The 20,519-nt window shown below is 35.7% G+C and carries 23 protein-coding genes, 1 riboswitch and 2 other annotated features; of the genes, 17 read left to right on the top strand and 6 right to left on the bottom strand.

What is annotated here, in order from left to right:
* Position 1: 1 nt before the first annotated feature.
* From ABH955_RS12340 to ABH955_RS12315, 6 genes are all read left to right on the top strand, one after another.
* Positions 2 to 1,624: a nitrite/sulfite reductase gene (locus ABH955_RS12340; RefSeq protein WP_404491146.1), complete on the top strand. Its 1,623-nt coding sequence runs from the start codon at positions 2 to 4 to the stop codon at positions 1,622 to 1,624.
* 11 nt (positions 1,625 to 1,635) lie between these two features.
* Positions 1,636 to 1,836, top strand: a complete 201-nt coding sequence (locus ABH955_RS12335) for a DUF3906 family protein (protein ID WP_000366913.1) — start codon at positions 1,636 to 1,638, stop codon at positions 1,834 to 1,836.
* An 84-nt stretch (positions 1,837 to 1,920) separates the two neighbouring features.
* Complete coding sequence (gene cobA / locus ABH955_RS12330; RefSeq protein ID WP_002030683.1) at positions 1,921 to 2,697, top strand: uroporphyrinogen-III C-methyltransferase; 777 nt, start codon at positions 1,921 to 1,923, stop codon at positions 2,695 to 2,697.
* Between the two features lies 1 nt (position 2,698).
* On the top strand, positions 2,699 to 3,451 hold the full coding sequence (locus ABH955_RS12325) for a sirohydrochlorin chelatase (protein WP_002030685.1): 753 nt from the start codon (positions 2,699 to 2,701) through the stop codon (positions 3,449 to 3,451).
* On the top strand, positions 3,426 to 4,043 hold the full coding sequence (locus ABH955_RS12320) for an NAD(P)-binding protein (protein WP_002166092.1): 618 nt from the start codon (positions 3,426 to 3,428) through the stop codon (positions 4,041 to 4,043). Before ABH955_RS12325 ends, ABH955_RS12320 begins: the two co-directional genes overlap by 26 nt.
* A 61-nt stretch (positions 4,044 to 4,104) precedes the next feature.
* Positions 4,105 to 4,351 (top strand) — a binding site (T-box leader).
* Between the two features lie 111 nt (positions 4,352 to 4,462).
* Positions 4,463 to 5,818 (top strand): sodium-dependent transporter, encoded by a 1,356-nt coding sequence (locus ABH955_RS12315; protein ID WP_002140989.1) that lies wholly within the window; start codon positions 4,463 to 4,465, stop codon positions 5,816 to 5,818.
* A gap of 30 nt (positions 5,819 to 5,848) precedes the next feature.
* Here the strand turns inward: ABH955_RS12315 and ABH955_RS12310 are convergent, their stop codons facing one another.
* Positions 5,849 to 6,010 carry a hypothetical protein gene (locus ABH955_RS12310; RefSeq protein ID WP_002158647.1) on the bottom strand — a complete coding sequence of 54 codons (162 nt, stop codon included), beginning with the start codon at positions 6,008 to 6,010 and terminating at the stop codon, positions 5,849 to 5,851.
* 97 nt (positions 6,011 to 6,107) lie between these two features.
* Positions 6,108 to 7,382: a murein hydrolase activator EnvC family protein gene (locus tag ABH955_RS12305; protein WP_404447541.1), complete on the bottom strand. Its 1,275-nt coding sequence runs from the start codon at positions 7,380 to 7,382 to the stop codon at positions 6,108 to 6,110.
* 494 nt (positions 7,383 to 7,876) lie between these two features.
* Between ABH955_RS12305 and gltP the strand changes: the two genes are divergently transcribed.
* The 3 genes from gltP (at position 7,877) to ABH955_RS12290 (ending at position 11,375) form a co-directional block, all read left to right on the top strand.
* Positions 7,877 to 9,151 (top strand): glutamate/aspartate:proton symporter GltP, encoded by a 1,275-nt coding sequence (gene gltP, locus ABH955_RS12300; protein ID WP_071744847.1) that lies wholly within the window; start codon positions 7,877 to 7,879, stop codon positions 9,149 to 9,151.
* A gap of 68 nt (positions 9,152 to 9,219) precedes the next feature.
* A complete protein-coding gene (locus tag ABH955_RS12295) occupies positions 9,220 to 9,738 on the top strand; it encodes a ribonuclease FAU-1 family protein (RefSeq protein WP_197218955.1) in 519 nt (172 codons plus the stop codon).
* A 120-nt stretch (positions 9,739 to 9,858) separates the two neighbouring features.
* Positions 9,859 to 9,964, top strand: a riboswitch (SAM riboswitch).
* 94 nt (positions 9,965 to 10,058) lie between these two features.
* On the top strand, positions 10,059 to 11,375 hold the full coding sequence (locus ABH955_RS12290) for a Na+/H+ antiporter NhaC family protein (RefSeq protein WP_002011678.1): 1,317 nt from the start codon (positions 10,059 to 10,061) through the stop codon (positions 11,373 to 11,375).
* Positions 11,376 to 11,443: 68 nt separating this feature from the next.
* Here the strand turns inward: ABH955_RS12290 and ABH955_RS12285 are convergent, their stop codons facing one another.
* On the bottom strand, positions 11,444 to 11,866 hold the full coding sequence (locus tag ABH955_RS12285) for a GNAT family N-acetyltransferase (RefSeq protein WP_404491145.1): 423 nt from the start codon (positions 11,864 to 11,866) through the stop codon (positions 11,444 to 11,446).
* 310 nt (positions 11,867 to 12,176) lie between these two features.
* Between ABH955_RS12285 and ABH955_RS12280 the strand changes: the two genes are divergently transcribed.
* The 6 genes from ABH955_RS12280 (at position 12,177) to ABH955_RS12255 (ending at position 16,139) form a co-directional block, all read left to right on the top strand.
* Positions 12,177 to 12,533, top strand: a complete 357-nt coding sequence (locus ABH955_RS12280; protein ID WP_002011676.1) for a lmo0954 family membrane protein — start codon at positions 12,177 to 12,179, stop codon at positions 12,531 to 12,533.
* 44 nt (positions 12,534 to 12,577) lie between these two features.
* Positions 12,578 to 13,240 carry a PspA/IM30 family protein gene (locus ABH955_RS12275; protein WP_002011675.1) on the top strand — a complete coding sequence of 221 codons (663 nt, stop codon included), beginning with the start codon at positions 12,578 to 12,580 and terminating at the stop codon, positions 13,238 to 13,240.
* Between the two features lie 107 nt (positions 13,241 to 13,347).
* Positions 13,348 to 14,088 (top strand): cell wall-active antibiotics response protein LiaF, encoded by a 741-nt coding sequence (liaF, locus tag ABH955_RS12270; protein WP_002126337.1) that lies wholly within the window; start codon positions 13,348 to 13,350, stop codon positions 14,086 to 14,088.
* On the top strand, positions 14,088 to 15,143 hold the full coding sequence (locus ABH955_RS12265; protein ID WP_002011673.1) for a sensor histidine kinase: 1,056 nt from the start codon (positions 14,088 to 14,090) through the stop codon (positions 15,141 to 15,143). The genes liaF and ABH955_RS12265 overlap by 1 nt, the downstream gene beginning before the upstream one ends.
* Complete coding sequence (locus ABH955_RS12260) at positions 15,140 to 15,772, top strand: response regulator (RefSeq protein WP_000598709.1); 633 nt, start codon at positions 15,140 to 15,142, stop codon at positions 15,770 to 15,772. Before ABH955_RS12265 ends, ABH955_RS12260 begins: the two co-directional genes overlap by 4 nt.
* Before the next feature lie 10 nt (positions 15,773 to 15,782).
* Entirely contained in the window at positions 15,783 to 16,139 is a 357-nt protein-coding gene (locus tag ABH955_RS12255) for a DUF3992 domain-containing protein (protein WP_002126339.1), read from the top strand.
* Positions 16,140 to 16,163: 24 nt separating this feature from the next.
* Here the strand turns inward: ABH955_RS12255 and brnQ3 are convergent, their stop codons facing one another.
* Entirely contained in the window at positions 16,164 to 17,519 is a 1,356-nt protein-coding gene (brnQ3, locus tag ABH955_RS12250) for a branched-chain amino acid transport system II carrier protein BrnQ3 (protein ID WP_404491143.1), read from the bottom strand.
* Positions 17,520 to 17,576: 57 nt separating this feature from the next.
* Positions 17,577 to 17,835: a binding site (T-box leader), on the bottom strand.
* A gap of 262 nt (positions 17,836 to 18,097) precedes the next feature.
* Here brnQ3 and ABH955_RS12245 point away from each other — a divergent pair.
* A complete protein-coding gene (locus ABH955_RS12245) occupies positions 18,098 to 18,307 on the top strand; it encodes a hypothetical protein (protein ID WP_000880630.1) in 210 nt (69 codons plus the stop codon).
* Between the two features lie 39 nt (positions 18,308 to 18,346).
* Here the strand turns inward: ABH955_RS12245 and ABH955_RS12240 are convergent, their stop codons facing one another.
* Positions 18,347 to 19,123: a class I SAM-dependent methyltransferase gene (locus ABH955_RS12240; protein ID WP_404491141.1), complete on the bottom strand. Its 777-nt coding sequence runs from the start codon at positions 19,121 to 19,123 to the stop codon at positions 18,347 to 18,349.
* A gap of 108 nt (positions 19,124 to 19,231) precedes the next feature.
* Between ABH955_RS12240 and ABH955_RS12235 the strand changes: the two genes are divergently transcribed.
* The gene (locus tag ABH955_RS12235) at positions 19,232 to 20,083 is read left to right on the top strand and encodes a YhfM domain-containing protein (RefSeq protein ID WP_404491140.1); all 852 of its coding nucleotides are present in this window, start codon (positions 19,232 to 19,234) and stop codon (positions 20,081 to 20,083) included.
* Positions 20,084 to 20,266: 183 nt separating this feature from the next.
* Here the strand turns inward: ABH955_RS12235 and ABH955_RS12230 are convergent, their stop codons facing one another.
* On the bottom strand, positions 20,267 to 20,464 hold the full coding sequence (locus ABH955_RS12230) for a hypothetical protein (protein WP_000776287.1): 198 nt from the start codon (positions 20,462 to 20,464) through the stop codon (positions 20,267 to 20,269).
* Between the last annotated feature and the right edge of the window lie 55 nt (positions 20,465 to 20,519).

Here is a 20,519-nt window from a genome sequence, read left to right as displayed (position 1 = left end):
GATGAGTTATGAAAAAGTGTGGGCTAATAATGAAAAATTAAATCAAACAGAGAAAAAGAAATTAGAGAAAGACGGATTAGAAATCTTTAATGATATTCCTTACTATGCGGAGAATGGATTTGAATCTATTCCGAAAGAAGAGTGGGACGCTTTTAAATGGGCGGGATTGTATTTGCAAAGACCGAAAGAAGCGGGCTATTTTATGATGCGTGTCAACATTCCTTCTGGAATTATTACAAATACGCAGGCAGAGGTGCTGGCTTCCATTGCTGAAGATTATGGGCGTGATGTGTTAGATATTACGACAAGACAGGCGATTCAGTTTCATTGGTTAGAAATTGGGCAAATTCCGGATATTTTTAAGAGGTTAGCTAGAGTTGGTTTATCTTCAGCAGGGGCATGCGGTGATATTACGCGTAATATTACAGGAAATCCACTTGCTGGAATTGATGCGAATGAACTATTTGATACAACATCGATTGTTAAAGAAATATACGATTACTTCCAACATAATGAAGAGTTTTCTAATCTACCACGTAAATTCAAAATGTCTATTAGTTCTAACATTTATAATTCAGCAAATGCAGAGATTAACTGTGTGGCGTTTACACCTTCTACGAAAGAAATAAATGGTGAGGAAAAGGTTGGGTTTCATATAAAAATAGGCGGAGGATTATCAGCTCGTCCGTACTTAGCGGAAGAATTAGATGTATTCGTTTTACCAGAAGAAGTGAAGGCAGTGTCGATTGCAATTGCTACTATATTCCGTGATTTTGGATATCGTGAAAAACGCCACTTAGCACGTTTGAAATTTCTTGTCGCTGACTGGGGCGCTGAGAAATTTAAAGAGAAACTAGTAGAATACACAGGCCCATTGCAAAGTAAAGGGGAAAGTGCTCTCAAAGGCTGGAATGCAGGATACTTTTATGGCGTTCAAGATCAAAAACAAGCAGGATTAAAGTATGTCGGCTTTAATGTACCAGTAGGGCGTTTACACGCAGAGGAAATGTTTGAGATTGCAAGAATTGCAAAGAAATATGGAAACGGGCAAATTCGAACTTGTAACTCTCAAAACTTCATTATTCCGAATGTTCCGCCAGAAAATGTTGCAGGATTATTAAGTGAACCGTTGTTTGAAGCAATTTCAGCAAATCCGAAATCGTTTATCGGTCATGCGGTTTCATGTACTGGCATTGAGTATTGCAATCTTGCGTTAGTAGAAACGAAAGAAAGATTACGCAAAATCGCAGAGTACTTAGATACACAAATTGCACTCGATGTTCCAGTTCGAATTCATATGGTAGGATGCCCGAACTCATGTGGTCAACGTCAAATTGCTGATATTGGTTTGCAAGGGATAAAACTGAAAACGAAGGAAAAGGGAATCGTTGAGGCGTTTGAAATATATGTGGGCGGAACACTATTAGACGGAGGAGCATATAACGAAAAGTTAAAAGGGAAAATAGATGGAGAAGATTTGCCGGATGTTCTCGTGTCCTTTTTAAGTTATTTCCAAAAGAATAAATTACTAGCCGAAACGTTTTATGATTTCGTAGGACGTGTTGGAGTGGAAGAATTACAAATTGTACTAAATCGTGTATTAGAAGAAGTAATAGCATCTTAGGAGGGGGCAATATGGACTTATATCGATTTGAAGCTGTATTAGTAAATAGTATTGTTCCAATTGTTGTCGTTGCTCAGAGTGAAGAACAGGCATTTAAGCTTGCGGAAATTGAGCTTGAAAAACATTTTTTACCGTTACCAGAAGTGAAAGAGATTTCTTTGTTTGAAAAAAAGAAGATTCGAAAAGGGGCGGCATTTGTTATTCATGAGTAGAGAACATGTAATACGAAATAATAGTAACTTCCATTCGTGATTAAAAGTGGAAGTTTCATTTTATAGTAGAAATGAGGAGAGATTATGGGGAAGGTTTATATCGTCGGGGCGGGTCCTGGTGATCCGGATTTAATTACTGTTAAAGGGTTGAGATGCATCGAGAAGGCTGATGTTATATTGTACGACCGTCTCGTAAATAAAGAATTGCTTTCTCATGCAAAGCCTGAAGCGGATTTAATTTATTGCGGGAAACTCCCAAATTATCACACGATGAAGCAAGAGACAATTAACACATTTCTTATTAAATATGCGAAAAAAGGAAAAGTTGTAACGAGACTTAAGGGCGGAGATCCATTTGTATTTGGAAGAGGTGGAGAAGAAGCTGAAGCGTTAGCGAAGCAAAGTATCCCATTTGAAATTATTCCTGGTATTTCAGCGGGTATAGCTGCTCCTGCTTATGCTGGAATTCCAGTAACGCATCGCGATGCAAGTGCAAGTTTTGCTGTTGTGACAGGGCACCGGAAAGAAGGGGCTGAAGAGGAAGTGAAGTGGGAAAGTTTAGCGAAAGGTGTAGATACATTAGCGGTCTATATGGGGGTTAGTAATTTACCTTACATATGTGAACAACTAATAAAACATGGAAAAGATCAAAGTACACCTGCCGCTATCATTGAGTGGGGAACGACATCTATGCAACGTACTGTTACAGCGACGTTAGGAACAATTGTAGATGTTGCCAAAAAAGAACGAATTCAAAATCCAAGTATGATTGTTATTGGAGAAGTTGTCCGTTTTAGAGAAAAGATACATTGGTTTGAGAAACAAACGGAAAATGCATATCAAGTAAGCGGAGTATTGTAAAATGAAGGCTGTTATATATATATGTCATGGAAGCCGTTTGAAAGCAGCAAAAGAAGAAGCGGTTGCATTTATTACGTCATGTATGAACCGTGTAGAGGCAAATATTCAAGAAATTTGTTTTTTAGAGCTAGCGAATCCTTCTATTGAAGAAGGATTTCGTACATGTGTGAAGCGTGGTGCTACAGAGATTGTCGCTATTCCTGTTTTTTTATTAGCGGCAGGACATGTAAAGAAAGATATTCCGTTTGAATTACGAAAGTTAAACGAGGAATATCCGGATATCAAAATAGTGTATGGTAATCCATTTGGTGTATCAGAAGTGCTTGTAAAAGCGGTATACAACGGAAGTGGTATTAAAGACTATAAAGAAGAAGTAACACTTTTGCTCGTTGCAAGAGGGAGTAGTGATCCGGAAACTTTACAAGACATAAAGTGGATTTCTTCTTTATTTCAAAAAGAAGAGAACATTAAAGAAGTGGAAGTTTGTTATTTAGCAGCCGCGGAGCCGAAGTTTGATGAGAGGTTGAAAGAAATTGTAGAACAAAAAGAACGGAACATTGTTGTGTTACCTTACTTATTATTTACAGGCTTACTCATGAAACATGTTGAGAAAGAAGTGCGTCAATATGAGTCGGAAGAGATAAAAATAAGTCCCTATTTAGGAAAGAATGTAGCGTTTCGAGAGATGTTAATTCAGAAAACAGAGGAAATATTGAAGGGAGATCAATATGTATCCACTTACAGTGCGAGTTGATAAGAAACGTGTTGTTGTCATTGGTGGAGGGAAAGTAGCGGGGTTTAAAATTATTCCTTTACTAAAACAAGGTGCGGATATTGTTGTAGTAAGTACAGAATTAGATGCAAATTTAGTGAAACTTGTAGAAGAAAAGCAAATTCGTTGGTATCAAAGAGAGTATGAGAAAAGTGATATTAAAGATGCTTTTTTAGTAGTTGCAGCGACTAGTGATTCGGTACTAAATGAACAAATTGCTGAAGATGCCGCAGTGAATCAATTGGTAAATGTTATTACGAATCCGGAAAGTGGAAATGTTCATTTTCCGGCGGCAATTCATCGTGGATTGCTTAATGTAGCTGTTTCTACTGGAGGGGCAAGTCCGAAACTTGCAAAAAAAATTCGTGATGATATCGCAAATAAATATGATGAGAAGTATGAATCGTATCTTGATTTTTTATATGAAGTTAGACTAAAAGTGAAAGAATTACAAGTAGAGAAAAGGCAAAAAAATATATTGTTACAAGAAGTATTAAAGTCGATATATGTTCAAAGTGAACAAAAAAGAGAGCTTTTTTTACAAGAATTAGAGAGGGGAATTTATATAGGATAGTGAATGAATTGTGCTTTACAAATATAAAAATATAATTTATAATCACAAGTAACTTCAAAAGATGAAATCGATGAGCAAGAAGAGTACGTATATTTGATGCGTTCAGAGAGCTGGGGTAAGGTGTGAGCCCGGTACGATAAAATATACAGAATGGGCTTGCGAGAGGTATGCTGAACATTGCAGTAGGCAACCCGGGTTCCGCCGTTAAAAGGATAGGGTATCGGAATTTTCCTGTACCTGAACAAGTGGGATTTATTGATCCAATTGAGGTGGTACCACGGTATTCTATTACATATATCGTCCTCTACATGCATATTTGCGTGTAGGGGACTTTTTTATTTTCTAAAGGAGGTGTGCGAGTATGAAATGAAAGTGTATAATTGATAAAAGTTATAATATTCAGAAAAGGAGAATTTATGATGAAAGAAACACAGCAATGGACGTCGAAAATTGGCTTTGTACTCGCAGCAGCCGGAGCCGCAGTAGGTCTTGGTGCAATATGGAAGTTTCCATATGTTGCAGGTAATGGTGGGGGAGGCGCATTCTTCCTTGTATTCTTACTATTAACTTTATTTATTGGGATGCCTCTTCTTTTAGCTGAATTTGTTATTGGCCGTAGTACTCAAAAAGAGGCCGTTACAGCTTATAAAGTATTAGTACCGAATAGCAAGTTATATCCTTGGATTGGTCGTATGGGGGTTGTTACTTGTTTTAGCGTACTATCTTTTTATAGTGTTGTAGGTGGATGGATTTTACTTTATTTATACTATAGTGTCACAGGTAGTTTCTGGAACGGAGTAGTCGATTATGGACAATTGTTTGCTGAAACAATTTCAAATCCAGTAAGTGCGATTGGGGCGCAATTCATCTTTATGCTTTGTACGATTTTTGTTGTTAGTAAAGGTGTGGAAAAAGGCATAGAAAAAGCAAGTAAGTACATGATGCCGTTATTATTCATTTTATTTATTGCTATCATTATTCGTGCGTTAACACTTGATGGTGCTATGGCTGGGGTAGAGTTCTTCTTAAAACCAGATTTTTCAAAGCTTACAGCAGATACGATTTTATATGCGATGGGACAATCTTTCTTCTCACTAACGGTAGGTGCCTCGGTAATGGTAACGTATAGTTCGTATTTAAAGAAAGAAGAGCATTTAGCTAAATCAGCAACATCTATTGTAAGTTTAACTGTATTTATTACAGTACTTGCAGGGTTAGCGATTTTCCCAGCGATTTTCGCATTAGGAGTTAAACCGACAGAAGGACCAGGGCTACTGTTTATCGTTCTTCCTGCTGTCTTTGCAAAAATTCCATTTGGACAATTTTTCTTCATTATGTTTTTAGTTTTATTCTTCTTTGCGACTTTAACATCTGCGATTTCAATGCTTGAAATTGTAGTAGCATCTGTTGCGAAAGATAATGAGAAGAAGCGTCCGTCAGCTTCGTTATTAATTGGTATTCTTATTTTTGCAGTTGGAATCCCATCAGCGTTATCGTTTGGAATTATGAGTGATGTGAAAATATTTGGTAAGACATTCTTTGATTTCGTCGATTTTTCGGTAAGTAATGTATTACTGCCACTCGGAGTACTAGCCATTTCGTTATTTGTACCAAATAAAATGAGTAAAGAGCTATTAATGAAAGAATTAGAAGTTACGGAAACGAAAGGGAAAACATTGTTTAATATTTGGTTCTTCTTGCTTCGTTATGTTATTCCGGTAACTGTAATTATCGTATTTTTAAATGCGATAGGTGTATTTAAAATGTTTGCATAATAAAAAGACGGAGAAATCTCCGTCTTTTTATTATGTTGTAGAAGTATTTAATAAGCGATTATATGCTTTATAAGCTGTGACAACTGCGATAAATGATCCAATTAAAAATAAAGCTGAGCCGCCGAATGTAAATAGCCGGCCAATGTATGTTTCTCTAGCTTCTTCTATTTCTTCTTGTAATTGTGTATTCATATTTATCACCCCGCAAAATATAGGCATTTAGTTCTAGTTTATGTAAAACGCCTAAAAAGTGTGAAGTAGTAAAAAAACTCGGTATGCACCGAGTTTTTTATAATCCGATATAAGGAGACGGATCAACTGCGTTTGTCTTACCAACATTCCATTCCCCGATATGAAGTTCGAAGTGTAAATGTTGTCCGTAAGATTGACCGGTATTTCCCATAAAGCCAAGTTGATCGCCTTGTTTTACAGTTTGTCCATTTGATACAGAGCGGCTATTCATATGTGCATACACTGTCGTATATGTTTTTCCATTAACACGGTGAGATAAGTAAACAACGTTTCCGTAACTAGAGGATAATTCTGAACGGATAACAACGCCATCTGCAGCGGCAATAATTGGAACTGTTCCCGGAGCTGCGATATCGATTCCTTTATGGTTATCTAAAGAACGTGTGCCGAATCCAGAAGTTTTTGATCCAGCCGCTGGTTTAATAAATCCACCTTTGTTCGTATCTTGCGGTGTTGGTGCGGATTGTGTGCTTTCTTTAGCAGAAGCGGCGGCTTGTTTTTTTGCTTCCTCAGCCTTGCGTGCCTCTTCCGCTTTCCGAGCTTCTTCCGCACGTTTTTCTTCTTCAATTGCTTTTTGAACAGCTTGACGCTGGTTTTCTAAAATACCTTGTGACTCTTCTAATCCTTCAATCTCGGAATCTACTTTTGATACTTTCGTATGTAGATCTTTAATAAGAGTTTGTTGCTGTTGTTGGTTATTTTGTAACTCTTGTTGTTTTTGCTCTAATTTTTGTTCAGATTCTTTCAGTTGTTGCTCTTTTTTCTCAACAGCCTCTTTTTCTGTCGTTACAGCATATTGATCATCTGTTTGCTTTTTCACAATATCGGTATCGTTATTTAAAATTAAACTTACAGAATACATATTATCAACAAGATCAGCGATATTTGCAGAACTTGTTAATACTTCTGTAATGATACTCGTACGAGGCTTCTCTTGCATAGATTGTAGTCGTTGTTTAATAACCTCTTGACGTGTATCTATGTTTGTTTGTAATTGCTCTATATGTTTCTTTTTTTCAGCAATTGCTTGCTGCGTTTTGCTAATTTCTTTTTTTGTATCGTTTAATTCAGCTTCGTTTTTATTAATAGAAGTAGTTAATTCGTCGATTTTTTTTTGTAATTCCTGGATTTCTTTTTCTATTTGTTCTTTCTCAGCTGATTTATTTTGTAAGTCATTTTGTTTGCCTTCTAATTCGGATTGAATATTAGATAATTTATTTTCATTCGTTTCAGCGTATACGGGTGAAAGTAACGGGGAAACGAAAATCGTTCCAGCTGCTAAAACACTAAATGCTGCAAATTTCTTTTTCATTGTTGTCTTGCTCCTTTCCCTATGAATGTATATATCATAAGAAGAAGAAGGGTGTCTATCGTTGTAATCATAATGTAAAGAAAACTTTATAAATTTGCTAAGTTTTGTCGGAATTTAGTATCTTTTCGTAGTGTTTGTCATAAAGTGAAATTTTTGCATGCATACAAAAATGCACCATTTTCTATTTTGTTCTAAAAAAAACATGGAAAATGATGGAGTTTTCGATGGTGAAACATTACTTTAAAAACCTTTAAATCACTAGTGAGGGATCGTTCTCATGTTAGGTTTTCTTACATGGGTTTTATTTTTGTCAAGAAAATTATTTGCATTCGGGCAAACTTATTTTGTTGTCAGATTTTAAATTTTGATTTATGATTTTCAACAGGGACAAAATGTAGTGAATTGTCGAATAATATGTAATACTCTTAATTTCAAGTTTTATAGAGATAGAATGAGAGATAGAGTGACACATCGAAGAGGGGGTTACCACAAGTATGAAAAGAATAGGACTTGCATGGCAAATTTTAATAGGACTTGCGCTTGGTATTGCAGTTGGGGCGATTTTCTTTGGCAATCCGGAAGTGGTGAAGTACTTACAACCAATTGGTGATATTTTCATCCGATTAATTAAGATGATTGTTGTACCGATTGTTGTAGCGAGTATTGTTGTTGGGGTTGCTGGTGTTGGCGATGTTAAAAAGTTAGGTCGACTAGGCGGAAAAACAATTATTTACTTTGAAATTATTACAACGATTGCAATTGCTGTCGGTCTATTAATAGCAAACATTTTCCAACCTGGAAAAGGCGTTGATATGGATAAGTTAACAAAAACAGATATTTCTAAATATACACATACGACAGAGCAAGTACAAAGTCATTCGTTCGCAGATACGTTTGTAAATATTGTTCCGACGAACATTATGAAATCATTAGCTGAAGGTGATATGCTTGCTATTATCTTCTTCTCAGTATTATTTGGTTTAGGTGTAGCAGCAATTGGTGAGCGTGGTAAACCAGTTCTACAATTTTTCCAAGGTGTAGCAGATGCAATGTTTTATGTAACGAACCAAGTTATGAAGTTTGCACCATTTGGTGTATTCGCATTAATTGGTGTTACAGTTTCTACATTCGGATTAGCTTCATTAATTCCATTAGGGAAATTACTCATTGTAGTATACGGAGCAATGATCTTCTTCGTTGTAGTTGTATTAGGACTTACAGCGAAAATATTTGGAATAAACATTTTCCAATTCTTTAAGATTTTAAAAGACGAGCTGATCTTAGCGTATTCTACAGCAAGTTCAGAAACGGTTTTACCGAAAATTATGGAGAAAATGGAGAAATTCGGTTGTCCGAAAGCAATTACATCTTTCGTTATTCCAACAGGTTATTCATTTAACTTAGATGGATCAACTTTATATCAAGCAATTGCGGCAATTTTCTTAGCTCAAATGTACGGTATTGAATTATCCATTACACAACAAATTACGTTATTACTTGTATTAATGGTTACATCAAAAGGTATCGCGGGTGTACCGGGCGTATCATTCGTTGTATTATTAGCAACACTTGGTACAGTAGGTATTCCAGCTGAAGGTTTAGCGTTTATTGCAGGTATTGACCGTATTCTTGATATGGCTCGTACAGCAGTTAACGTTGTAGGTAACTCTTTAGCGGCTGTAGTTATGTCTAAGTGGGAAGGTCAATATGACGCTGAAAAAGGACAAGCCTATTTAAAAGAGATATCTGAAAAGGGTCAAGCGGCTTAATTATAATATGAACAAGCTCTCACATAATATGTGGGGGCTTTTCTATATATAGAAGAGGAGCGGACGTAATGAAACGTAAATATGGTGACGGTTCTTCGTGGAAGCGACTAATAGAGAAGGATTATATGGTTAAGCAAGTAGAGGATGGAATGTTAGGAATACTGGACATAAAAAAAGTGAGAGAACCTAGTCATAAAGAATACAATGGTAAAAATCTTTGCATTGCAGGTGATGGGTATACATGGATGCAATATTTTATAAACGGAAAAAACTTTGCGATTACAGCTATGTTAGACAATCAAAAACAATTAGTGCAATATTATATCGATGTGACAAAAGAATATAAAATAGACGAGCGTGGTTTACCTTATTTTGATGATTTATATTTAGATGTGGTATTGTTACCGAACGGTGAGATCTATGTACTGGATGAAGACGAGTTAGAGGATGCTTATAAAACTGGTGATGTTACAAAAGAAGAATATGAGTTAGCATGGAATACAACAAAATGGATTATCGCGACGATAAAAAATAGAAAATTTTATTGGATCTCAATATTGGATAAAGAAATTAAAAAGTTAAAATGATTGGTTTATTCATATTTTTGTATAATTACCAAAAAAATCTATACAAAAAATAATTGACTTTTGTTTTGTAAGCGAGTAAAGTTAGGAAAGAAATTATTATTAAAAAATAAATATGAAACCTTCTTATAAAGAGAGGCGGAGGGACTGGCCCTACGATGCCTCGGCAGCGGACTCGATTTCAGAGTGCTGTGCCAAATCCAGCAAGCGTGTGCTTGAAAGATGAGAAGAGCGTTTCTTATAGATGTATAAGACCTCTTCTCATCGGAAGAGGTCTTTTGTTATTCATTAGAAAAGGTTGAAAACTAGGGAGAGATGATACTTTGAAAGAAACGAGAGGAAATGGTTTAGCTTTATTACCACTTGGAGTATTTTTGGCGCTATTTATTGGTTCTGGAATTATTACAGGTGATTTCTATAAATTGCCGATACTCGTAGCAATTTCAATTGCTGTAGGAATTGCTTTAGTGATGAATCGTAAGGAAAGCTTTAATGTGAAAGTAGAACGATTTGCTAAAGGTGCAGGAAATCCTGATATTATGATCATGGTTCTGATTTTTGTACTTGCAGGGGCGTTTTCTGAAACAGCAAAAGGAATGGGCGGAGTTGATTCCACTGTTAACTTAGCGTTATCTATTTTACCCCAAGGATTTATCGTTGCTGGAATTTTTGTTATAGGGGCATTTATTTCATTAGCGATGGGAACTTCAATGGGAACAATTGCTGCATTAGCACCGATTGCTGTAGGTATTAGTGGGCAAACAGATATCTCAATTGCACTTACGATGGCTACTGTTGTGGGCGGAGCGATGTTTGGCGATAATTTATCATTTATTTCTGATACGACAATTGCTGCTGTTCGTTCGCAAGGAACAGAAATGAAAGATAAGTTTAAAACGAATTTTTTAATTGTATTGCCAGCTGCAGTCATTACAATTGTAATATTAGTAATGATTACTTTAGGTAATGATACAGAAATTAAAGCTCATACATTTGATTGGGTGAAGATTTTACCATATGCAGGTGTACTTGTTACAGCGCTACTTGGCTGGAATGTACTCATTGTATTAACTGGTGGAACGGTATTATCTGGTGTTATCGGTCTTATAGATGGAAGTTATACGTTAGAGAGTTTCTTTAAAAGTGTAACGACTGGAATGGGCGGTATGATGGAGTTAGTGTTACTTGCCATTTTAATCGGTGGTATGGTTGAACTTATCCAGTATAATGGTGGCATTCAATATTTAATGAATCTTTTAACACGTAATATTCGTTCGAAAAAAGGAGCGGAGTTTGGTATTGCTGGCTTAGTGAGTATGACGAATGTGTGTACAGCAAACAATACAATCTCTATCATTTTTACAGGTCCGCTTGCGAAAAATATTGCGGATCAGTATGAAATTGATCCCCGTAAATCAGCGAGTGTACTGGATCTTTTCTCTTGCTGTGTACAGGGGTTAATCCCATATGGTGCTCAAATGTTAACAGCGGCAGGATTTGCTGCGTTATCTCCGGTCGAATTGTTACCATATGCATTTTATCCAATTTTAGTTGGAGTATGTGGAATCATTTCTATATTAATTGGTTTCCCGAGATTTTCTAAAGTGGCGGAAAAAAAAGAGTATCATAAAACTGCATAACATAAAGAGACATTTATTATTAGCAGTTGAAAACGCTCGGAGAACATTCTCTGAGCGTTTTTTATTATTTATAAATCCTTTTTCAAATAGTAGTGTTTATAATCTCTTCCTACGTTATCGAGGATACCATACTCTTTATAACCATATTTTTTATAGAAATCTAATGCTTGAAAGCTTAAAGTGTCAACTTTTATAAAATCACAATTTCTTTCTAAAGCGATTTTTTCTACTTCTAATAACAGTTTAGTTCCATACCCTAATGCACGTATATCTTCATCGATGATAAAAGAGTGAATCTCTAACCAATTCCAACAGACTTCACCTAATATTCCCCCGCATATTTTACCATTTTCATCTTTAAGAAATAAATGAATCTCTAAGTATCTGTCTCTTAAATCAGATGGAAAGTGCTTTAAATTATATTCATAAAGCTGGTTGTTTATATAGCTTTTAGCGGCGGTATTGATTTCTTTCGTAATGTGTAAATTCATGATATATCCCCTTTAATTTAAATGTAGCCTTCTGATTTATTTTAACATAATTTTCTTAATAATATATTTAATGTAATTTAATAAACGTTTGTATGTATTGCTAATTTTTTGGACGCGCAAGTTGAGATTTTCATCCGTTATTGAATAAGAATTTTTCTGTATCTATACGCATCGCATACATGTTCGTTTTGCAAAAGGCTGAATTCAACTCGGTCTTAAGTCTGAGTCGAAAACAGTTCTTAAGCTCGTTATGAAAAAATGAAAAAATAGTTAAGATAAGAGTATCAAATCGAAGGGAGGCAAGCACAAGATGAAACAATTTCTAGCGTTTATCGCAGCCGGTATTTTGGCTTTAATTGCTCTTGGTAGTCTTGCTGGTATTGTAGGATTCGCCATTGGAGCAGGAGTTGTGTACTGGAGCTATAAATCATTTGTGCGAGCTAAATCATTCTTTGGAAAGTTAGCTTGGGGTATTGTTGGTTTAATCGGTTTGTCCATTGCACTTTCTCATTCCCCAGCATTAATCGGTATCGCAGCATTAGTAGTTTTATACTACGGATACCGTGAGTGGAAAAAAGGAAAAAATGTAGTTGTTGATTCTGCTCCAGAAAGTGCTAAACCATATAGCAACTTTGAAGATGAGTGGAACAAGTTAATGAAAAACTAATATAAAATAAATCAAATTATAAAGTAGAAGAGAGGAAGATTATAATGAAACAATCTTTATTCGGACGTGTACGCGATGCAATTTTAGCTGATTTTCATAATGTGTTAGATGAGAAAGAAAGAAAAAATCCAATTGCTATGTTAAACCAATATTTACGAGATAGTGAGCGTGAAATAACAAAAATTGAGAAGTTGATTCAGCGTCATAAAACATTGAAATCTAACTTTGCTCGTGAGCTTGAGCAAGCACGTTATTTCGTTAATAAAAGATCAAAGCAAGCTATCATCGCACAAGAAGCAGGCGAATTGCAATTGCATGAACGTGCATTAGAAGAAGTAGCGTATTATGAAGGGCAAGTAACTCGCTTAGAAGAAATGTATGCTGGTGTTGTAGAGCAAATTGATGAGTTAGAGCGTCGTCTTTCAGAAATGAAAAATAAATTAAAAGAAATGAACGCAAAGCGTATGGAATTAATGGCACGTGAAAATATGGCGCATGCAAACCGCCGTATGAATACTGCTATGCATAAAATGGATGAAAATAATCCGTTCTTACGATTCGAAGAAATTGAAGATCACATTCGTGACATAGAGCTTCGTATAAATGAAGAGCATGAGCGTGATACATTTGATATGAAAATTGCAAAACTAGAGAGTGAAATGAAAGAGAAAAATGAAGTATCGTTAACGAAAGAAGTAACAAAATAATTGTAGTATATAATAAAACAGGCTTATGATATAGTGATAGGAGAAAAGGTGTTGGAAAGCAATGCCTTTTCTTCTATGTATATGTGACAAGGAGGGGGGGAGCTGAAATGAAGAAGCAATTTTCAAAAACACAATTTATGGGGATGCTCCTCATCATATTTGGATTCGGTCTTTTTCTTGATATGATACTTGGACATTTTGAACCAGGTGGTCTAATATTTGCATTTATTATGATTATGTTTGGAAGACATTATCGAAAGAAGAACCGTTATGTAAGAGGGAATGTATTTTTATTTGTCGGTGGTATTGTCTTCTTATTCTTCTTATTTTCATCAGCGGCATTCGTACTTGTTGTGTTTGCTTGTTTAGCTTTAATTGGTTATCAACTTATTCAACAAGGACATCGGCAAAAAGCAATGAAAGTTGAAATTAAAGAAAAGGGATATATAAATGAAGAAAAACAAATATATCGTACAGAACCGTATATAAAAAATATGTTTGTAGGTAATGTACGAATGATGGATCATATTTATGAAATAGAGGATATTAACGTCCAATATGGTGCTTGTGACGTCGAGATTGATTTAACAACTGCTATGATTCCAGAGGGAGAAACGGTTATTGTGATTCGGGGCGTCATTGGTAATATTCGCTTATATGTACCATATGATATTGAATTGTCTTTAAATCATTCTGTTATTGTTGGGCGAGTCCTCCTGCCAGGACACGAAGAAACTGGATTTAACCGTAATGTTACGTTTAGAACAGAACAGTATAAAGAAGCCCCTCGTCGTATTAAAATTATTTCTTCGCTTGTCGTAGGCGATACGGAAGTGAGGAAAGTATAATGAAAAAACAAAGGAATATTTCGTGGATGTATATTCGTTATTCTATGTTGTCCTCTGTGAGTATCGCACTTATTTGTACAATTGTATATGTATGGAAAAGCGAGCAACAAGTTTATGATTTACTCTGGAAAGAATCCATTGCTTCTGTTCCAATTGGCTTGTTTATTATGAGTACGAGTCTTCTTATCGGAGGAATTGTAGGATATGCAATCGGTTATTATATAGAACAGCGTATACAAGGATTAAATACTTTTCTATTTGAAGTAGAGCGAGGGAATTTTCCGAGTGATGTTTCATTTACTGCGGACGATGAATTTCATGAAGTGGAACGAAAAGTAATTGGTCTTGCTCGTCGCTTAGAGGAGCAAGCTGGGCTATTTCAAAAAGTAACGAATGAACGAGCCCATTGGAATGAAGAGATGAGACAAGAAGCGATTTCTCAAGAAAGGCATCGATTAGCGAGAGAGCTGCACGATTCTGTAAGTCAGCAGCTTTTTGCAATGTCGATGATGATGTCAGCCATTAATGAGCAAGCAGCTGAAATTCCAGACACGACGAAAAAACAGTTGCAGCTTGTTGAGAATATGGTTGTAAATGCACAATCAGAAATGAGAGCATTGCTCCTTCATTTACGCCCAGTGCAGTTAGAAGGTAAGAAACTAACAGAGGGTATAGAAGAATTATTAACAGAGCTGTCTAGAAAGCAACATATGAAAATTGAATGGTTAATTGAACCGATTCAATTAAAAAAAGGTGTAGAGGATCATTTATTCCGTATTGTACAAGAGGCGCTGTCTAATACTTTACGGCATGCGAAGGCAAAGAAAACCGAAGTACGCCTTCGGAAAATTGATCAATATGCGATTTTGAAAATTATTGATGACGGTGTTGGGTTTAAAGTCGGTGTTAATAAGGCTGGTTCATACGGTTTAAGGTCAATGCAAGAGCGAGTTCATGAAATTGGTGGTACATTAAAAGTTCTTAGTTTTCCGAATAAAGGTACGCAAATAGAAGTGAAAGTACCTATTATGATTGAGAGAGGGGGAGAATCATGATAAAAGTATTACTAGTTGATGATCATGAAATGGTTCGAATGGGTGTATCAGCATATTTATCAACGCAGCCAGATATTGAAGTAGTTGGAGAAGCTGAAAATGGAAGAAAAGGTTCAGAGTTAGCTTTGCAATTAAGACCGGATATTATTTTAATGGACCTTGTTATGGATGAGATGGACGGGGTTGAAGCGACACGTGCTATTATTCAAGAATGGCCAGAAGCGAAAATTGTAGTTGTCACGAGCTTTTTAGATGATGAAAAGTTATATCCTGTTATTGAGGCGGGGGCGACAAGTTATTTATTAAAAACATCAAGAGCGAGTGATATTGCAGATGCTGTAAGAGCTACTTATGATGGGGAAACGGTATTAGAGCCGAAAGTTACTGGCAAAATGATGTCTCGTATGCGTCAGAAGAAAGAACAACCTTTGCATGAGGAGTTAACAGAAAGAGAGTCTGAAATTTTGTTATTAATTGCAGAGGGGAAAAGTAATCAAGAGATTGCAGATGAGTTGTTTATTGCCCTTAAAACAGTAAAGACGCATGTGAGTAATATATTAAATAAGCTAAATGTAAGTGACCGGACACAGGCGGTTATTTATGCATTTAGACACCAATTGACGAAATAAGAAGGAAGCTTTGACTATATATGGTCAAAGCTTTTTATTGACGGTTATTTATGTAAGCGTTATCATTAAGGTGTTAACAGTACATACAAAGGGGAGAGAGTGTATGTTAGTTCAAACGATATTTGGAATGGATGAAACGAAAAAATTAGGTAACTATGTGAATGCGTTGCAAGCACTTTGTGAACAATATGATATTGAAACAGATCGTATTGCAATTATTGAGGCAACAGAAGAATATTATTTATTTCTAGTGAAGCAAGAAGATTGCTATGATGTTGTAAAAGTAGAAACAGTGGATACGAATATTGATTACTATACGAAAGCTTATAAAGTAAGTAGCTTTAATCATACTTCTTATCAAATGTAAAAAACTCCCGAAATGGGAGTTTTTTTATGATACTTTCGATTCAGGTGAATGCTCCGTTAATGGTACTGTTTTTGCACCACTTAATTTTGCGATAGCAAAACCGATAATAGCCCCAACTAACGCTGGTACTAACCAGCCAATTCCTTCATTATATAATGGAATAAACTCAAAATAAGATGTGATAAATGAAACAGGAATATTCCCTTGTTTTAATCCGTCAAAAACGCTAACAACTGCTGTTCCGATTAAAGCACATACATAAACAGATCGATAGCCACCGAAATATTTATGAAGGAATGATAATAACACGAGTACAATTGCAACTGGATATACAACAAGTAAAATAGGAACAGAGATGGCGATAATTTTTGTTAAACCTAAGTTGGCAACTAATAATCCTAACAAGCAAATGACACTTGCTAACATTTTGTATGAAAATTTTGTCAATAATGTTGAGAAGTATTGACTGCACGCAGATACAAGTCCAACGCATGTTGTTAAGCAAGCAAGTGTAACGATAAGAGATAACAGAATTAGACCATATGGACCGAATAATTGTTGTACGATAACGGTAAGTAGCTGTCCTCCATTTTTTGCGTATCCGAGAGAGACACTAGTTGTACCGAGCCAGCCAAGTGCACCATATACAAGTACGAGACCAGTAGCGGCAATAAGTCCTGCTTTTGCTGTAGCGATGGCAATTGATTTACGATCACTCACACCTTTTGAGCGAATTGCATTTACAACGATAATCCCAAATGCAAGTGCTGAAATGGTATCCATCGTTAAGTATCCTTCCATAAAACCTTTGAAAATTGGAGAAGTTTGATACTCTTGCATGGCTGGTCCAGATTGCCCGAGGGGTGTAAATACACTCTTAACGAATAATAAAAAAATAGAGAGTAATAAAATAGGTGTTAATACACTTCCGATACGATCGACGAGCTTAGAAGGGTTTAAACTAAGCCAAAATACGATAGAAAAGAAGATGACTGTGTATAAAAATAGCACTAGGCTGCTAGAGCGAATAGTTTCTGGTAAGAAAGAACTAACCCCCATTTCATAAGCGACATTAGCAACACGTGGGATGCCCATAGATGGACCGATTGCAATGTATACAACTACCGTAAAGAATATTCCGAATAATGGGTGAACATGACTTGCAAGTTGTTGCATTCCATTTCCTGATAGAGAAATAGCGATAACAGTAAGTAGTGGTAAGCCGACTCCTGTTAGTAAAAAACCAATCATTGCTGGCCAAAAGTTTTCACCAGCATTTTGTCCAAGCATTGGAGGGAAAATTAAATTTCCTGCCCCAAAAAATAAAGAAAATAGCATAAGGCCTGTGAAAAAAACATGTTTTTTTGATACAGTGTTCATTGTTTTTCCTCCTTTTTTGTAAATTCATTGTAAGAACACAAAAAACTCGTCCCTAAAGAAAGGGACGAGTTATATTTACCCGCGATACCACCCTAATTTATACATGTAGAAATAAATCTATATGTATACGGCTTTGCAACGTACAACATGATACGTGTTCCTTGTAACGGGGGACATCCGGTAAGAACTTACTCTAGCATTCGGTTCTACTTCTCGGAGATGATTTTCGATTAAGCACTGAACGTTGGCTTTCAGCAAATCGCCAACTCTCTGGGGAACAGTCCTATAACGTACTCGTTCTCGTCAATGAATTTTAATTCAAGTATTCTGACAGTATTTTCACACGTTTTTTTTAGAAAGTCAACATATTTTTTGGGAAATACACTTTCCTGTAGAAATATAGCTGAGAATATAAGGGTTAATACTATTTGTAAAAATGCTGTAAAACATTATAGAGAATTGTAAAGATTATGGAGAAAATCGATATTTATAGGAGTAAGGAAGGAATTGTTTGAATTTGCAGAGAATAATACAACAATCCACTTGCTGGAAAGAACAAACCAAAAGAGGTGACTGAAATGCTTGCGATGGGAGTATTATTTGGCATTATTGCTATAATTGGTTTTATGTGGTTATATTATTCGCGTTCGTTTAAACAAGCAGAAGTTTTACTCTTTCAAAAAGGTAGTTTGTTGACAAATCAGTCTAGATATTTAGTATGTCCGAAGTGTGGAAGTGCACAGGCCAGGAGTGGAGGATATCAAGAGTGTTGCAAAATTAGATTATGAAAGAAGGAAGCCTCACATTACTTTGTGAGGCTTCCTTCCTTACAATTTTTTCGCGCTCCAAATTGTCCAACGATCTCTTTCGATGATAGGAGAGACGTTTTGTAATGCCGTTTGGATATGATGTAGAAGTTGAGAAAGTTCATTATCTGTTAGTTCATATAGAACGGATCGGCCTGTTCGAGGAGATAAATCTTGTAGCAAAGCCTCTACAGAATCATGTACTTTTCGTACTTCCCATTGTGTTTGTATGGGGAATGCTTGAAGAGAATATTGTTGTAATTCTTGCTGAATAGTAGTGGTTTTTGGTCTTCTTTTCGCTTCTGTTTCAATGAGTTTTGGAAAGACAGAGAAAAAATATCCACGAAGGTGTTCAGGACTTCCTGGAATTGTACAATCTTCAATAGTTCGGTCTTGTAAAATAAGTATACCGTCTTTTTTTAATATGCGAGAAGCCTCTCGTATAAATGTGGGAATATCATGCAAATGATGAATGACTGCACGAGAAATGACAAGGTCGAATGTTTCATTAGGGAATGAGATATTATGTGCATCACCGTGAATGAATGAAATGTTTGGGAAGCCGTTACAATTTTCTTTTGCAGCTTGTAATATTTCTTTTGAAAAATCAAGCCCAACAACACTTTTGGCTCCCATAAGAGCAAGTTCTTTCGTGTAAATGCCGCCACCACAACCTATATCAATTACTTGTTTATTTTGCACATCTACAATATTGTTTATTGTTTCCCGCCATGAAATATGTGCGTTACGACTTGCATACGTATACTTATTATTTGCATCATGAAAATTAATGGACATTGTAAAATCCTCCCTTCATTGTATAGTATAGCTCATTCTATATAATGTAACGTTTTTGTTTTATGTATGAGGATTATAAGAATTTCTTATTGGAAAAGGAGAATCGATTTGAAAGGGAAATATTTAATGGTTTTATGTGTTATTTTACTCGCGTCGTGTGGTCAAGCAGAGCAAAAGAAAGAATCGAAACAAGTAGAGGAGACAGTGAATGAAGTGAAAGAACCATTACAAATAACTGTTATACAAAAAGGTACAGAAGAAAAAAAATTAAAGAAAATGGATGCGGAGTTAGTGGTGGATATTATAAGCAAAGCAGAAAAACAAGAAGTAACAGGTAGCTTTGGTAAAGCAGAATATGAAATACAAATTAGTAGAGAGGGGAAAATAGAAACGTATTATGCATGGTTAAGAGGAGAAGATCGACGGGGATGGGTGCAATATAAAAAAGCTATGTATATGCTGAACGAAAAAGATACGGAAAAACTTTTGGCTATATTTCCAAAGATTCCAGAACAAAAAGAAGATGAGATGCAGGTAGGGCCTTTAACGGAAATAACGAAAAAAGATTTGCAGATTACTGCGTTTCATATTAAAGCGGGTGATCAAAAAATGAATTATACAGTACGTTATACGATTTCACAATCACTATATAATAAGTTAGCGAAGGAACAAGAATATTATTTGCAATTAATTTTCCCGGAAAAGGTTCAAAAATTAATTGGCGCAAAAGAGAGTGAAATAATTTCAGCTGAAAAAGTAAAGGAAGGGTATAAACAGTATGAGTTGAATGTTACTGTTCCGATAAAAGATGCTTCAGAATCACAATTAAAATCACTAGAAACCTATTATGATAATCACGATTTACAAATATTAAATAGTAAGAAAGAAAAAGTAGGAGCATTTCAAAACATTATTCAAATTGTTAAAGAGTATGGTGAAAAAATGAATTTACAAAGATAAAGTGAAATTTTAATCAGTGGGGGCATCCCCCGCTGATTATTAGCACGACTCCTACCTAAATTGTTTGCTCCAGCCGAATTTTGAGGTGGGATTCTTACTGCCCGTAAATAGCGGGCAGTAAGAATCATAAAGTCTATATGGCCTTTCCTAGGAAATGATAATAGAGGGGAAAGATCCCCTCTATTATTTTGCTTTTGCAGATGGCTCATTCATTGATTTTCGTGTAATTAGAAAGGAAATCATAAGAGCGGAAAGAATAATAAGGGCTATAAATAAGTGATTTGGCAACCAATCTAATAATAATACGTAGCTGACGGTATAAAAAATAAGAGTTGAAGCTAAAAACGATAGAGCGCCTATCATAAGAGATTGTAATTTCATTTGTATTTACCTCCTTTTATTTTTATTTTTGGCTAAAAATGGATGGAATAAACAT

Origin of the sequence: Bacillus sp. RC240 (genome assembly GCF_044907945.1) — a bacterium.
Taxonomy (GTDB): domain Bacteria; phylum Bacillota; class Bacilli; order Bacillales; family Bacillaceae_G; genus Bacillus_A; species Bacillus_A mycoides.
Note: the sequence above shows the minus strand (reverse complement) of the source record. Positions and strands in the feature narration are given on the sequence as shown.